This window comes from Frigoribacterium sp. CFBP 8751, from assembly GCF_014841545.1.
GTDB lineage: Bacteria > Actinomycetota > Actinomycetes > Actinomycetales > Microbacteriaceae > Frigoribacterium.
Map to the genome: position 1 here is coordinate 799,222 of NZ_JACYUB010000001.1, position 13,859 is coordinate 813,080.

16 protein-coding genes and 1 tRNA gene are annotated in these 13,859 nt (G+C 72.3%); 10 read left to right on the forward strand and 7 right to left on the reverse strand.

Translation table 11 applies throughout. The annotated features are described in order from the left end of the window. Positions 1-97: 97 nt before the first annotated feature. Both IFT88_RS03885 and IFT88_RS03890 read right to left on the reverse strand, forming a co-directional pair. Complete coding sequence (locus IFT88_RS03885; RefSeq protein ID WP_192118960.1) at positions 98-1,957, reverse strand: helicase-associated domain-containing protein; 1,860 nt, start codon at positions 1,955-1,957, stop codon at positions 98-100. A 39-nt stretch (positions 1,958-1,996) separates the two neighbouring features. Then, positions 1,997-2,275, reverse strand: coding sequence for a multidrug ABC transporter ATPase (locus IFT88_RS03890; protein WP_192118962.1), 279 nt, complete (start codon positions 2,273-2,275; stop codon positions 1,997-1,999). 91 nt (positions 2,276-2,366) lie between these two features. Here IFT88_RS03890 and IFT88_RS03895 point away from each other — a divergent pair, with 91 nt between their 5' ends. Next, positions 2,367-2,744, forward strand: a complete 378-nt coding sequence (locus tag IFT88_RS03895) for a cold-shock protein (RefSeq protein ID WP_043593516.1) — start codon at positions 2,367-2,369, stop codon at positions 2,742-2,744. Continuing rightward, positions 2,737-3,345 carry a DUF3027 domain-containing protein gene (locus IFT88_RS03900; RefSeq protein ID WP_192118964.1) on the forward strand — a complete coding sequence of 203 codons (609 nt, stop codon included), beginning with the start codon at positions 2,737-2,739 and terminating at the stop codon, positions 3,343-3,345. The genes IFT88_RS03895 and IFT88_RS03900 overlap by 8 nt, the downstream gene beginning before the upstream one ends. Positions 3,346-3,441: 96 nt before the next feature. Here the strand turns inward: IFT88_RS03900 and serC are convergent, their stop codons facing one another. Next, a complete protein-coding gene (serC, locus tag IFT88_RS03905) occupies positions 3,442-4,554 on the reverse strand; it encodes a phosphoserine transaminase (protein ID WP_192118966.1) in 1,113 nt (370 codons plus the stop codon). A gap of 88 nt (positions 4,555-4,642) precedes the next feature. Here serC and IFT88_RS03910 point away from each other — a divergent pair, with 88 nt between their 5' ends. From IFT88_RS03910 to IFT88_RS03925, 4 genes are all read left to right on the forward strand, one after another. Next, positions 4,643-5,335, forward strand: a complete 693-nt coding sequence (locus IFT88_RS03910) for a metal-dependent transcriptional regulator (RefSeq protein WP_192118968.1) — start codon at positions 4,643-4,645, stop codon at positions 5,333-5,335. Positions 5,336-5,671: 336 nt separating this feature from the next. Continuing rightward, positions 5,672-6,502, forward strand: a complete 831-nt coding sequence (locus tag IFT88_RS17345) for an NlpC/P60 family protein (RefSeq protein ID WP_199858875.1) — start codon at positions 5,672-5,674, stop codon at positions 6,500-6,502. Positions 6,503-6,806: 304 nt separating this feature from the next. Beyond that, on the forward strand, positions 6,807-7,301 hold the full coding sequence (locus IFT88_RS03920) for an HNH endonuclease (RefSeq protein ID WP_192118970.1): 495 nt from the start codon (positions 6,807-6,809) through the stop codon (positions 7,299-7,301). Positions 7,302-7,450: 149 nt separating this feature from the next. Continuing rightward, a tRNA-Arg gene (locus IFT88_RS03925) sits at positions 7,451-7,522 on the forward strand. Between the two features lie 265 nt (positions 7,523-7,787). Here IFT88_RS03925 and IFT88_RS03930 read toward each other — a convergent pair. Further along, positions 7,788-7,964 carry a hypothetical protein gene (locus IFT88_RS03930; RefSeq protein WP_156155457.1) on the reverse strand — a complete coding sequence of 59 codons (177 nt, stop codon included), beginning with the start codon at positions 7,962-7,964 and terminating at the stop codon, positions 7,788-7,790. A 148-nt stretch (positions 7,965-8,112) separates the two neighbouring features. On the opposite strand from IFT88_RS03930, the gene IFT88_RS03935 reads away from it, so the two are divergent. The 3 genes from IFT88_RS03935 (at position 8,113) to IFT88_RS17580 (ending at position 10,868) form a co-directional block, all read left to right on the forward strand. Further along, the gene (locus IFT88_RS03935) at positions 8,113-8,919 is read left to right on the forward strand and encodes a phosphatase PAP2 family protein (RefSeq protein ID WP_192118972.1); all 807 of its coding nucleotides are present in this window, start codon (positions 8,113-8,115) and stop codon (positions 8,917-8,919) included. 111 nt (positions 8,920-9,030) lie between these two features. Then, positions 9,031-10,257, forward strand: a complete 1,227-nt coding sequence (locus IFT88_RS17005; RefSeq protein WP_192118975.1) for a sensor histidine kinase — start codon at positions 9,031-9,033, stop codon at positions 10,255-10,257. Continuing rightward, positions 10,254-10,868, forward strand: coding sequence for a response regulator (locus IFT88_RS17580; protein ID WP_192118977.1), 615 nt, complete (start codon positions 10,254-10,256; stop codon positions 10,866-10,868). Before IFT88_RS17005 ends, IFT88_RS17580 begins: the two co-directional genes overlap by 4 nt. A gap of 15 nt (positions 10,869-10,883) precedes the next feature. On the opposite strand, the gene IFT88_RS03950 is transcribed toward IFT88_RS17580, so the two are convergent. Continuing rightward, the gene (locus tag IFT88_RS03950) at positions 10,884-11,429 is read right to left on the reverse strand and encodes a heme-binding protein (protein ID WP_137846717.1); all 546 of its coding nucleotides are present in this window, start codon (positions 11,427-11,429) and stop codon (positions 10,884-10,886) included. 207 nt (positions 11,430-11,636) lie between these two features. Then, positions 11,637-11,999 carry a VOC family protein gene (locus IFT88_RS03955; protein WP_192118979.1) on the reverse strand — a complete coding sequence of 121 codons (363 nt, stop codon included), beginning with the start codon at positions 11,997-11,999 and terminating at the stop codon, positions 11,637-11,639. A gap of 71 nt (positions 12,000-12,070) precedes the next feature. On the opposite strand from IFT88_RS03955, the gene IFT88_RS03960 reads away from it, so the two are divergent. Beyond that, on the forward strand, positions 12,071-12,511 hold the full coding sequence (locus IFT88_RS03960) for a MarR family winged helix-turn-helix transcriptional regulator (protein WP_192118981.1): 441 nt from the start codon (positions 12,071-12,073) through the stop codon (positions 12,509-12,511). A 55-nt stretch (positions 12,512-12,566) separates the two neighbouring features. On the opposite strand, the gene IFT88_RS03965 is transcribed toward IFT88_RS03960, so the two are convergent. Then, positions 12,567-13,589 carry a LacI family DNA-binding transcriptional regulator gene (locus IFT88_RS03965; RefSeq protein ID WP_043593549.1) on the reverse strand — a complete coding sequence of 341 codons (1,023 nt, stop codon included), beginning with the start codon at positions 13,587-13,589 and terminating at the stop codon, positions 12,567-12,569. Between the last annotated feature and the right edge of the window lie 270 nt (positions 13,590-13,859).

Sequence of the window (13,859 nt, forward strand, 5' to 3'; positions counted from 1 at the left end):
GGGACGAGTCTAGGCGCGCCTCCTGCCGCCTCTCACAGCCGGGGCGGGGCCGCCGACGGACGAGGAGGCGCGGGGCGGCCGGCGAGGGCCACCCGCCTCAGTCGCGACTCGCGACCGCCACCACGTTCTTGAGCGGCAGCGTGCGCTCGACGTCCGACTTCTTGTCGCGCCCGCGGACGCGTCCGCCGCCGATGCCGGTGGGTTCCATGTCGAGCGTGGTCGTGCTGCCGTCGGGCATCGCGACGGTCACGGTGACCGTCAGTCGGCCCTTCACGGCAGCGTCGAGCTGGCGGGCGATCCAGGCACGGTCGGTCGACTCGTCACCGGAGCCGGGGTCGGTGTGCAGGCGCTGGACGAGTTCACGCAGCGGGTCGCGCGTCTCGACCGGGGTCGGCCGCCGGGGTCGACGGCGGGACGGCGGAGCGACCTCGGCGCCGCCCTCGTCGACGACGACGACGGGGTAGCGCTCGTCGCTCAACGACCAGAAGACGGTGTCGCGCTCGAACCGGCTCGCGACGGTCGTCGCGTCGACGCGCGTGAGGGCGAGGGGGGAGAGCGACTGGTCGACCTCGAGCGTGTCGAGGCTCGCACGGTCGTCGGCGACCACGAGCGACAGCGCGTCGCCCGGCACGCCCTCGGGTGCGCTGCCCGGCGCGATCGCCCGCACGCGGTAACGCCCGTGCCGTTCGGCGCTCTGCTGGATCAGGTAGTCGAGCGGCTGGGGGATGCCCGTCGACGAGATGCCGCCGAGGAACTCGCGCAGGGTCTCGGCCGTCTCGCCCTCGCTCAGGGCACGTTGCAGTCCGCCCTCGGTGATGCGGTAAGTGGCCGCCAGGCCCGCGCTCTCGACGGCCGCGATGACGCGGAGCCGGGAGTCGATGGCCGGCGACAGGGGCCCGGGCGACACGACGCTGAGGTCGTGCTGCAGGTAGACCTGCTCGACCGCGTCCGGCAGCAGGGCGGCCACCCGGGCGCGGGCCGCGGCGGGACCCTCGCGGAACAGGGCGACGGCCGCCGAGGTGGGCGTGTCGTCCGAGGTCAGGCCCAGCACCTCGGCGCTGCGCGAGAAGGCGGCGATGCGATCGGTGATCCAGCTGCCCCCGGCCGGGTAGGACCAGTCGGAGAACTCGCGCAGCGGCAGCCCCCACGAGGTGTCGACGCGTTGCTCGAGCACCGTGAGGATCTCGGCCGGCAGCGAGCCCAGCCAGGCCCGCGTCAGCGTCTGCCACCGGTCGGGCCAGGAGGCGCGGAGCCAGTCGGTCGCGTCGGCGGCCACGACCCAGCCGTCCGGGCTCGGTGCGGCCAAGCCGGCCCGCACGGCGATGGCGAGCACGGTCGCCACGTCGTCGACGTCGATGCGGGCGGCCTCGGCGAGCCGCCTCGTCTCGGGCAGCGCCAGGCCGCCCTTCGCGAGCTCTCGGGCCGGCGACTGCTCGAGGGCTCGGAGGATCTCGGCCACCTCGATGACCACGGCGTACAGCCGCTCGGCCGAGCGCGCGTCGGCGTCGTCGCGAGCCTGGTCGAGGACGGTCTCGAGCACCACCGGGGGTCGCGCGGAGGTCAGGACGTCGAGGGCCAGGGCGGGGTCGTCGTCGAGGCGCTCGGCCACGGCGTCGAGGGTCGCGACGGAGTCGCCGCGGCGGACGACGAGGAACGCCTCGTCGACGCGGTCGAGCGCGGCGGACACCGTCTCGCGGTCGACCTCGAAGGCGGCGTCGATGCGGTCGTGGACCGCGTCCACGTCGCCCGGCACGCGGAGGACCTGCAGCACGATCAGTGAGACGCGGTCGAGGTGGGCCAGTGCGTCCCGCACGCTGGCCGGCTCGAGCAGGACGTCGGCCAGGTCGAAGGCGTCGTGGACGCTCGACGCCCGGACCTGCCGCCGCGCGAGTCGGCGCAGCAGGTCGTCGTCGCCGATGGCGCGCAGGACGCCCGCGAGGTCGAGTGCACTAGCCATGGTCGAGGCCTCCAGCCGTCGTGCAGCCCGGGTCTGCGGTTACCGTCTGGTGCCCCGTGAGTCGCGGCTGCGACGCACGGCGCTCGCCACCACGAATGCGAGGAGCATCGCGAAGGCGATCGGGAGCCCGATGAGGGGCAGGATCGTGAGAGCGGGCCAGACGCCCGCGGTGAAGTCGGTGACACCCGTCGCCGCGCCGACGAACCTCGTGAAGAACGCGAGGACCGAGACGACGACGACGGCGAGGATCATGAAGAGGAGGACGCGCTCTGTACGATTGACGGCAGAGGGCGCACTCGTCTCGATCTTCTTGGCCACGGGTCAACGATAGTGCGGTGCGGCCCTACCCGGCGATCTAAGCTGGGGCGACCCACCCCCAGGGTCACCCGTCTTCACGAGAGGTCCAGTCATGCCCACCGGCAAGGTCAAGTTCTACGACGACGAGAAGGGCTTCGGCTTCATCAGCAGCGATGACGGCCAAGAGGTCTTCCTCCACGCGTCGGCCCTGCCCGCCGGCACCGTGGGTGTCAAGGCGGGAACCCGCCTCGAGTACGGCATCGCCGACGGCAAGCGCGGCGCGCAGGCCCTGTCGGTCCGCGTGCTCGAAGCCGCCCCGAGCCTCGCCAAGATGAACCGACGCTCCGCCGACGACATGGCCGTCATCGTCGAGGACCTGGTCAAGGTGCTCGACAAGGCCGGCGGCGACCTGCGCCACGGCCGCTACCCGCAGAACGGCGCCCGCATCGCCGTGCTGCTGCGCACCGTCGCGGACTCGTTCGATGCCTGAGGCCGCCCCGCGCACGCCCTGGTCCGAGCTCGCCCGCCGGGCCCTGACCGAGATCACGCCCGACGAGACCATCGGCGCCGAGGCCGACCCGGTCGACGACGAGCCCGGCGTCACCTCGGTGCGCTTCGCCACCCTCCTTCCCGGGTACCCGGGCTGGCACTGGACGGTCAGCGTCGCCCACCTCGACGGTGAGGAGCCTTCGGTGCTCGAGGCCGAGCTGATGCCCGGCGACGGTGCCCTGCTCGCCCCGGACTGGGTGCCGTGGGCCGACCGTCTCGCCGAGATGAAGGCCCAGGAGGCGCACGACGGCGACGAGGACGACGACGAGTCCGAAGACGACGACGAGGACTCGGACGACGATTCGGACGACGAGGACGAGGACGAGTCCGACGACGAGCACGGGTCGATCGTGCACGGCGGCGACGTGGACGGGGTCGACATCGACGACCTCGTCGACGACTCCGACGCTGACGGTGACGCCACGTCGGTGGACGCACCCGTCGTCCCCGCCGCGCACCCCGAGGCCGACCTCGACGACGAGTCGCACGACGACGACTGGGACGGCGAGGACGAGGACCCGCTGAGCAGGCGACGCAAGTAGTCCCTCGAACCCGACCCGCGCCTCCTGCGCCCGGGTCGGATCACGACGAAGGCCCCGACACGATCGTGTCGGGGCCTTCGTCGTGCGGGCGACCGGTCAGAGGGCGTCGACGACGAACTCGATCGACCGGATCAGCTGGCGGACGTCGTCGGGCTCGATGGCCGTGAAGGTCGCGACGCGCAACTGGTTGCGACCGAGCTTGCGGTAGGGCTCGGTGTCGACGATGCCGTTGGCGCGGAGCACCTTGGCGATGGCGGCCGCGTCGATCGACTCGGCGAAGTCGATGGTCGCGACGACCTGCGAGCGGTGCGACGGGTCGACGACGAACGGGGTGGCGTACTCGGATGCCGTGGCCCAGTCGTACAGCGCCGACGACGACTCGCGCGTGCGGGCGTCGGCCCAGGCGAGGCCGCCGTTCTCGAGCATCCAGCGGGTCTGGTCCTCGAGCAGCAGCAGGGTCGTCAGGGCGGGCGTGTTGAGCGTCTGGTCGAGCCGCGAGTTGTCGACGGCGTTCTTGAGGCTCAGGAACTCGGGGACGTACCGGCCGCCGGCGGCGATCCGCTCGACGCGCTCGATCGCCGCGGGGGAGAAGAGCGCGAACCAGAGGCCGCCGTCGCTCGCGAAGTTCTTCTGCGGGGCGAAGTAGTAGACGTCGGCCTGCGAGGCGTCGAAGTCGATGCCGCCCGCCGCGCTCGTCGCGTCGACGACGGTGAGGGCGCCGGGGTCGCCGGCGACCCGGGTGACCGGCGCCATGACGCCGGTCGAGGTCTCGTTGTGCGGCCAGGCGTAGACGTCGACGCCCTCGAGCACCTCGACCTCGGCCAGCGAGCCGCCCTCGGCGGTGATCACGTGGGGGGCCTCGAGCCAGGGGGCCGCGTTCGCCTTGGCGAACTTTGAACCGAACTCGCCGAAGGAGAGGTTCTCGGCACGCTTCTCGACGAGGCCGAACGCCGCGGCGTCCCAGAAGGCGGTCGAGCCGCCGTTGCCCAGCACGATCTCGTAGCCGTCGGGGAGGCGGAACAGCTCGCCCAGCTCGGCGCGGACGCGGCCGACCAGGTCCTTCACGGGCGCCTGGCGGTGCGAGGTGCCGAGGATCGTCGCCCCGGCGGTGACGAGGTGCTCGAGCTGGGCGGCCCGCACCTTCGAGGGGCCGCAGCCGAAGCGGCCGTCGGTGGGCAAGAGGTCAGTGGGAATCCGGATGTCCGCCATGCGCTCGATCCTACTGACGCGGCGCGGTGCCCAGCGTGCAGCCGGTAGGCTTGTGGGGTAGTCCACGTGTTCCACCGGGAGGCCCCTGTTGACCGATCTCGTCGACACCACAGAGATGTACCTGCGCACGATCCTCGACCTCGAAGAAGAGAACATCGTGCCGCTGCGTGCGCGCATCTCCGAGCGTCTCGGCCACTCCGGTCCGACCGTGTCGCAGACCATCGCCCGCATGGAACGCGACGGTCTTGTCGTCGTCTCCGGCGACCGCCACCTCGAGCTCACGCACGACGGGCGGACCAAGGCGACGCACGTCATGCGCAAGCACCGCCTCGCCGAGCGCCTGCTCGCCGACGTCATCGGCCTCGACTGGGCGTACGTCCACGACGAGGCCTGCCGGTGGGAGCACGTCATGAGCGAGCAGGTCGAACGACGCCTGCTCGACATGCTCGACCACCCGACCGAGTCGCCCTACGGCAACCCCATCCCCGGGCTCGACGAGCTCGGCGACTCTCCCGCGGGGCGCTTCCTCGACGGCGTGGTCAACCTCGTGGCCGTGCTCGCCGAGCACCCCGAGGGCGTCACCCGTCCGATCCGTCGCCTGGCCGAGCCCGTCCAGTTCGAGCCCGAGCTGCTTCAGCAGTTGCAGGGCGCCGGCGTGCTGCCGGGCGGCGTCGCGACCCTCCGCTCGGCGGGGTCGTACGTCTTCGTCAAGGTCGAGGGCCACGACGAGGGCCTCGAGTTGCCGACCGAGGTCGCGCAGCACATCTACGTCGGGCTCTGACCCGACCACCCGGCTCCGACCGGCCCGACGAGCCACGCGGGATTCTTGCGTCCGTGCGCCGCGCCTCCTGCGTTCTGCGCCGGATCACGCAGTCGTTTACCGATTCGTTACAAATATCCCTCTCGAGGATGATCTCGCAGGGGTCGCTGGGCTACAGTCGCTGAGTCCCCAGGCTGCTGAACCGGCCGCCGGACCCGTGGCAGGACGTCTCTCACGCCCGTCTCCTGCCGTGTGTCGTCGCGATACGAACGAACGGACGGGACAGCTTCCCGAAAGCTGTCGAGACGCAGGAGACCCACCCTCTTGACCCTCCCCGGCTCAGACCACACCCCCGACGTGCGCCCGAACCGCACCGTCGCCACCCGCACCCCCGCCGATCTGCCGACCCGCTCGTCGTTGCGTCGAGCCCAGGCCGCCGCGCCCGTGACCCGCTCGGGCCGACCTTCGGTCAAGCGCAGCGTGGTCTCGGTGACCGTGATGACCCTGACCGCCGGCCTGATCGGCACGATGGCCCTGCCGGCGTTCGCGTCGAACCCGGCGGCGACCAACGGCCCGAGCGTCGGCGCCGCGTCGACGACCACGTCGACCAGTCACGCGCAGAGCGTCGCGGTCGGCGACGACGTCGCCCTCGCCGACGCCACCCGGGACGGGTACACGGCGACGTCGCAGGCCGACCTCAACGCGGCGGCACTGGCCACCCAGCGCGAGGCCGAGCGTGCCGCCCTGGCCGCGAGCTACGCCAGCTACACGGGCCCGACGGCTGCCCAGAACGTGGCCGCCGCGACGAGCTCGGCGACGGGTACGGTCGCGACGCCCGGAGCGTTCAGCCTGAGTGCCGTCTACGCGACGGCCTTGCAGTACGTCGGCACGCCCTACGTCTTCGGTGGAGCGACCCCGGCCGGCTTCGACTGCTCGGGCTTCGTCATGTACGTCTACTCGCAGTACGGCATCTCTCTGCCGCACTCGGTCACGCGCCAGGGTGCCATGGGCACGCCGATCTCGGCCGCCGAGGCGCAGCCCGGCGACGTCGTGATCTTCAACGACGGGTCGCACGACGGGTTCTACGCCGGCAACGGCATGATCCTCGACGCGCCGAAACCCGGTGGGTCGGTAAGCGTGCGACCGCTGTGGACCTCCGCGGTGCACTACGTGCGCTACGGGGCGTAGGCGACCCGCGCCTCCTGCGCCTGAACACCCTGTGAAGAGCCGCCCTGCCCCTTGGCAGAGCGGCTCTTCGGGGCTTAGCCTGGCGATCTCGGAGTTCCGCTGAGACCAGGAGCGTCAGATGCCTCGTTCGACCGCCACCCGCACCATGGGTGCGCTGTCGCACGAGCACATACGACACCCCGCCATGTGACAGAGCACCGTCCCCGTGACGGTGCTTTTTTCGTATCGGCGGGCCTGCTGGGCCTGCGCCACCCCGAGAGATCGAATCCCTGGAAGCCGTCCAGGGTGCTTCGAAAGGGAAAGCATGCGCACTCTCGTCCTGAACGCCGGTTACGAGCCCCTCGCCGTGGTCTCCGACCGGCGGGCCCTCGTCCTCGTCATGAGCCAGAAGGCGACCGTCGTCGCCGCCGATGCGGAGCACCCCGTGCTCGGGGCGGTGACGTCGTGGGACCGCCCGTCGGTCATCGTGCTGACGCGGTACGTACGCATCCCGCACACCCGTCAGATCCCCGTCTCGAGGCGCGGCGTCATGCGGCGTGACTCGCACCGGTGCGCCTACTGCGGGCGGGCCGCGACGACGATCGACCACGTGCAGCCGCGGTCGCGAGGTGGGGCGGACAGCTGGGAGAACCTCGTCGCGTGCTGCCTCCGGTGCAACAACCTCAAGAGCGACCGCACCCCGCACGAGATGGGCTGGGTGCTGCTCTTCACGCCGAAGCCGCCGCACGGGGTCGACTGGGTCGTGCGCGGCATGGAGCGGACGCAGGCGGACTGGGACGAGTACCTCGCGGCCGCGTGAGGGTGGCGCCCTCCGCTGGCAGCTCGTCCGCCTGCCGATGAACCCGGTTTCGAACGAAGCACCCGGTTGCCTCCGGGTGCATCGTTCGAAACCGGGTTCATGGTGGGCCGGACAGCAGGAGGCGCGGCTTCGGTAGACTCGGACGGTCAGCCTCTGTAGCTCAATGGAAGAGCAGTTCCGTCCTAAGGAAAGGGTTGGGGGTTCGAGTCCCTCCAGGGGCACTCCTCGCTTGCGCTCGTCGAGCCCCTTGCGGGCCTCGAACCCGCGCGGCCCCGCGCTGCGCGCGCCCGTCCTGGGGCACTCCTCGCTGGCGCTCGTCGCACCCCTTCCGGGACTCGAACCCGCGCGGCCCGACAGCGCTGGCGCGCCGTCCCCTTCAGGGGCACCTGACGTCGCTTCGCGACGATGCCCCTGGATGGACTCGAACCCCCGGGGCCCCGCGGTGCGCGCGCCCGTCCGGGGGCATTCCTCGCGCGTGCCGATCGGCTACGCGGGCAGCTCGGGCAGGGCCAGGAGTGCGATGCCGAGTGCGGCCGCCACCGCCCCCAGCGCAGTGATCGCCACGCCCGGCAGGGGGCTGCCGCCGTCCCGTTGACGGACGATCAGGACTCCGCCGACGATGCCGACGAGCCCGAGGACGAGGAGGGTGATCGAGAACACCATGAGGAGCCTTCCGGTTGATGGGAACGGTGCTGACGCCGCCGAGCCTGCGTGGGGGAGTCGCTGGCGCCCGCCACCATGCCCATGCGCTCAGGCGGCCGGGGACAACGCTACCTGGAGGCCCGGATCGCCGAGGGGCCAGGGTGGGGTCATGCCGACCGCCGCTGAGACCGCCCGCACGACCCGCTACGACCGGCAGATCGGCCGTCGCGACCTCACCGAGTGGCGCTCGAGGCCGGGCCGGCGCCTCGCGTCGCGACACAAGGCCGTCGCGCAGAAGGTCGGCGCCCGTCGCGCCCTGGTCGCGACGCTCGCCGTCGGCGGAGGCATCGCCCTCGCGGCGACCGCCGGGGCGGCCTACATCTACGACGGTGTCACGGGTCGAGACGGCATCGAGAGCCTCGACCGACCGGCGCTCGAGCGCGCAAAGAGGCTCCGGAGCCCGGCGACGAACGGCGCGGCCGCCGCCATCGCCCACGTCTTCGGCCCCGTCGTCCTGCCTGCCGTCACCGTCGGAGCCGCCGCCGCCTTCGGCTTCCGGGACCGCCAACCCAGCCCCGTCGTCCTCGTCGTGGCGGCCGGGGCGGGGTCGCTCGCCATGACGGTCGTCGGCAAGAGGCTCATCAAGCGCAACCGGCCCGACCGGCACGAGGCCATCCCGCCGTTCGAGAAGTCCCCGTCGTTCCCGTCGGGCCACACCCTGAACACGACCACGATCCTCGGGGTGCTCGCCTACCTCCTGGCTCTCCGGCAGGAGAAGCAGTTGCCGCAGGTCGCCCTCGTCGGGGCCGCGGCCGGCACCGCCGGCGTCGTGGGGCTGTCCCGCGTGTTGCTCGGGGCCCACTGGTTCACCGACGTGGCCGTCGGCTGGGTCAGCGGCATCGGCTGGCTCTCGCTGATCGTCACGAGCCACCGCCTCTACCTCAGCACCCAGGACGACGACGACGTCCACGAGTGACGCGGCGACAGACGGCTCGTCACCAGGGCGACGTCGATGCGCGGCATCCACGAGAACGTCACATGTCGCATTCACAGCGCCCTCTCATCCCACGGCGTCGATGCTGTCCGGATGACGAACCGTCCCATCCTGCGTCAACTCCCGACGGCGGTTCGGGACGGGCGGGCAGAGTCCACGCCCCACCCGGCGGGCGACCTGGTCGCCCGGACGAGACGTCGCCTCGAGAGACGCCCGATCGTGCCGGCCGCGGCGGCGTTCTCCGTTACCACCGCCGTCGGCACGGTCCGCTACCACGACCGTCACGCCGCCGATGCGGACCACCTCGTCGTCGTGGTCCTGGGGGCGCTCCTGGCCGTCACGGCGGCGGCGCTCACCCTGACCCCCGCGCGGAAGCCGTGCCCGCCACCGGCCCTGGCCGGCCTCGCGCTCGGCACGGTCGCTCTCGTCCTGTTCGCGCCCAGCACGGCCTGGAGCGTCGTCCCGCTGGTCGTCCTCCTCCAGGTGACGACTCCCGTCGTCGTCGCGACGATCTCCGGAGGCGCGGCGGTCTCGGCCGTCGTCGTGTCGGTACCGCGCCTGGCAGGCTCGCGCGACGACGTCGGGCTCGTGCTGGGCTGTGCGCTCGCAGGCCTCGTCTTCCTGCTCGCGGTGGCACTCGCCCGGTCCGCGCTCGACGCCCGTGCCCGCACGGTCCGCGAGCTGACGGCCGCGCGCGCCCTGGTCTCGGCGGCCGAGCGACGTGCCGACCGGCTCGAGGCCCGACGTCATCTCGCCGCCGAGCTGCACGACACGGTGGTGCAGTCCGTCGCTGGTGCCCTCTTCCTCGCCGACGCCGCCGAACGCACGGGCGAGGGGAGGCACGCGGAGGACGCGCGCCGGGCGCTCCGGGTCGCGGTCTCGGACACCCGGGCGCTCGTCCACGAACTCGAGTCGGGGTCGGGTCAGGAGGCGGCGGCCGGGTTCGAGGGCGAGCTCGCCGAGGCGGCCGCTCGGGTGGGGGCCACCTGCGAGGTGATCGGAGAGCCGCGAGCGCTTCCTGCCGCGTCGTCCCTCACGGTGCTGAGGGCGGCCCAGGGGGCACTCGGCAACGCCGAGCGACATGCGAGGGCCACCTGCATCGCGCTCGAGCTCCGGTACGACGAGCACGGGGTCGTGCTGCGGGTCAGCGACGACGGAGTCGGCTTCGATCCCCACGCCATGCGACCCGGCGGGCCCGACGGTGGGCACGGGCTCTCGATCATGCGGCGACGCCTCGCGGCGGTGGGCGGTGCGCTCACGATCAGGTCCGATGCGCGCGGCACGGTCGTCGAGGTGGTCGTGCCGTGGGTGGAGTCGTGATCCGCGTCGTGATCGTCGACGACCACCCGGTCCTCCGGGCCGGAGTCGCGGCGGTCCTCGCGTCGTACGAGGACATCGACGTCGTCGGCACCACCGGCAGCCCCGTCTCGGTCACGCGGCTCGTCCAGGACGCCGCTCCCGACGTCGTGCTGCTCGACCTGGGTCTCGGTCAGCGCGACGGCGGGGAAGTCATCCCCGACCTCGTCGGCTCCACGCGGGTCCTGGTCTTCACGGCCTCGGGCACCGATCTGGCGATCACGCGGGCCCTGGCCGCCGGTGCCACCGGATACCTGCTCAAGGACGCGTCGTCGGACGAGCTCGCGGCGGCCGTGCGGTCGGTCGCCGCCGGGACGGCGGTGTTCTCCCACGCCGTCGCCGGTCGGATGCTCGACCGGGTGCAGCGTCCCGACGAGACGCTGACGCCGCGCGAGGGGGAGGTGCTCGAACTCCTCGGCGCCGGACTGACGAACCGAGCCATCGCCGAACGGCTCTACCTCAGCGAGTCGACGGTCAAGACCCACCTGGTCCGCGTCTTCGCCAAGCTCGGCGTGGACGGCCGCGCCGCGGCGGTCGCGGAAGCGACCCGCCGCGGCGTCATCGAGCTCACCTGAGCGGGGCCTCGCGCCTCATTCGGCGATCGCGTCGAGCCCAGCCTGGGCGTACTCCTGGTCCTTGTCGCCCGAGGGGGCGCCGCCGACGCCGATGCCCCCGATCGAGGACTCGCCGGCCTTGACCGGGACGCCTCCTGCGAGGAAGAGGGTGCCGTCGAGGTCGCGCAGCCCGACACCGTCGCCGCTGGCCCGCTCGGCGAGCTCGGACGTGGCGGCACCGAACGCGGCGGCCGTGTAGGCCTTCTCGCGAGAGGCGTCGAGGGTGTGGGCCGCGGCGTTCTCGCCCCGGACGAAGGCCTGGAGCTGGCCGTTCCGGTCGACGACCGAGACGCTGACGAAACCCGTTCCGTCCGCTTCGGCGGCGGCGAGAGCGGCGGACGCGGCCTTCATCGCCTCGGACGAGCTCAGCCTCTGCGCCTGGACGACGGAACCCTCGGTGACCGTCGAGGCGAGTCGGGCGGTCGTGGAGTCCGGGCTCGGCGAGGACGTCGAGGTGCAGCCGGCCGTGACGGCGACGGCGAGGGCGGCGAGGGTGACGAGAGTGGTGCGGGGGAGGCGCATGCGAGTTCCTTCGTGTTCGGTGCGGGGACGGTTCCAGCGTCTCGCGACCGCCCCTCCCGGCACATCGACCGTCCGGTCCGCGGATCGGGTCCGAACGGACGACCCGAACGGACGGCCCGTCCGACCGACCTGACCGGCCGACGTGACCTCCGAGGCGGCCGTGCGCCGCGCCTCCTCGTCCGGGGCCTCGGCCGGAGGCACCGGGCGTCACGCGCGGTCGTGCAGGGTGACCTGGTAGCCGTCGGGGTCGACGAAGGTGAAGGTGCGGCCGAAGGGGCCGTCGACCGGCGGGGTGGCGATCTCGACGTCGGCGGCGACCAGGGCGTCGTGGATGGCCTGTGCGTCGGGGGCGAGCAGCCAGAGGCCGACTCCGCGACCGAGCGGGGCCGCGTCGAGGTCGACGCCGGGCAGCGGGCCGCGCACGGCGAACGCGATCGGCGTCGTGGCGAAGACGACCGCGTGCGGCGGGCCGTCCTGACGGGTGAGGCCGAGGTGCTCTTCGTAGAACGCGGCCGAGCGCTCGACGTCGCGGACCTGGAGGGAGATGAAGTCGGGGCCGGTGGCGGTCATGGTGCCTGCTCTCGTGTCGTGGCGGATGATGTCAGTTGACTGACACAGCAGACCTATGTCAGAATACTGACATGAGTCAAGCTGCGTCGACCATCGACCTCGAGACCTCGGTGGGCTACCTGCTGAAGGAGGCCTCGAGCGCCCTGCGTGCCGCCATGGAGGCCGAGCTGCGTCCGCTCGGCATGACCATCACGCACTACTCGTGCTTCGAACTGCTGGCCCAGCGCCCCGGGCTGTCCAACTCCGAGCTCGCCCGAGGCGCCTTCGTCACGCGGCAGTCCATGAACGTGCTGCTGCAGTCGCTCGAGCGCGACGGGCTCGTGCGGCGGGCCGACCGGGCGCCGTCGGGGCGGGCGTTGCCGACCGAGTTGACGGCGGCGGGCCGCCGGCAACTGGCGACGGCGAGTGCCGCCGTGCGGGGCGTCGAGGACACGATGACGCAGGGCCTCGACCAGGAGGCGCGGCGTCAGGTGGTCACGGCGCTGCGGGCATTCGCGGCCGCGTTGCGCTGACGGACGTGGTCCGGGCTGGTCGAGTCGTGCCTCCCCGTGTGGCGCCGGGGGCCGGTCAGGCGCTCTCGCGCCACATGATCTCGGTCGGCAGCAAGAGGGCGGTGTGCGTCTCGTCGGTGCCGCCGAGCTGGTCGAGGACCTGGCGGGCGGCCCGCCGGCCCAACTCCTCGGCGGGCTGGCGCACGGTCGAGAGGGGTGGCGTGCAGCGCAGCGCCCACGAGCTGTCGTCGAATCCGACGATGCCGAGGTCGCCGGGCACCGAGATCCCGCGCCGGTGGAGGACGTCGAGGGCCCCGGCGGCGACGGCGTCCGACGCCGCGAAGACCCCGTCGACCCGAGGGTCCCGTTCGAGCAGCTCGGTCATGCCGTCGACGCCGGCCGAGTAGCTGTAGAAGGGGTTGCGCACCACGAGGTCCGGGTCGTAGAGGTCGCCTAGCGCGGCGCGGAAGCCGGCGAGGCGGTCTTCGCCCGAGTCGCGGTCGAGTCCCGAGGCGAGCATGCCCACCCGGGTGCGCCCCGTCGACACGAGTCGGCGCACGATCGCCTCGGCGGCGGCCTGGTTGTCGATGCCGATGAACGGGATGTCGGGAGCGTCGCTCGGGTGGCCGACGAACGAGGCCGCCAGCCCGAGCTCGGCGACGGCCTGCGAGATGGGGTCGCCGGTCCGGGCGGACAGGATGATGGCCCCGTCGACGAAGCCCCCGCGCAGGTACTCGACCACGCGGTCGCTGTCGCGCTGGGAGTCGATCATCAGCGTGACGAGTTGGTGGTCGGCCTGCGACAGGACGGCGTTGGTGCCGATCAGGATGTTGCCGATGTTCGGGTCGTCGAGCACGACCGAATGGGGCTCGTGGACGATCAGCGCGATCGCGCGCGACCGCTGGGTGACGAGGTTGCGCGCGGCCGCGTTGCGGACGTAACCCACCTTGGCCACGGCGGCCTCGACGGCCTCGCGCGCCTGGTGCGAGACGTAGGGCTCGTTGTTCAGCACGCGCGACACGGTGCCCCGCGAGATGCCGGCCTCGGCGGCCACGTCGTGGATCGTGGCACGCCGACGCGGAGATCTCGGACCGGGCATGTCGGTCACCCTAGCGGAGCCCGGGACGCTCGGGATCGTTCCCGGAGAGGTGACGGAGGGACGGCCGGTCGGGTAACCGTACGATCACGGTCGGCCCCTCCGCTTTGACAAACCGGCGGCCGTGGGCTTAGCTCTGTGAACGTTCCCAGAAAGTGCCACCCGATCCTTCGGGCCATCGTCTGGGAACGATCACAGAAACCCTGTGAACCTTCGCCGTCGAAGGGCCTCCGGCCGTTCGTGAAGGACACCCGCCGAAGAAGCCGAGGCCCC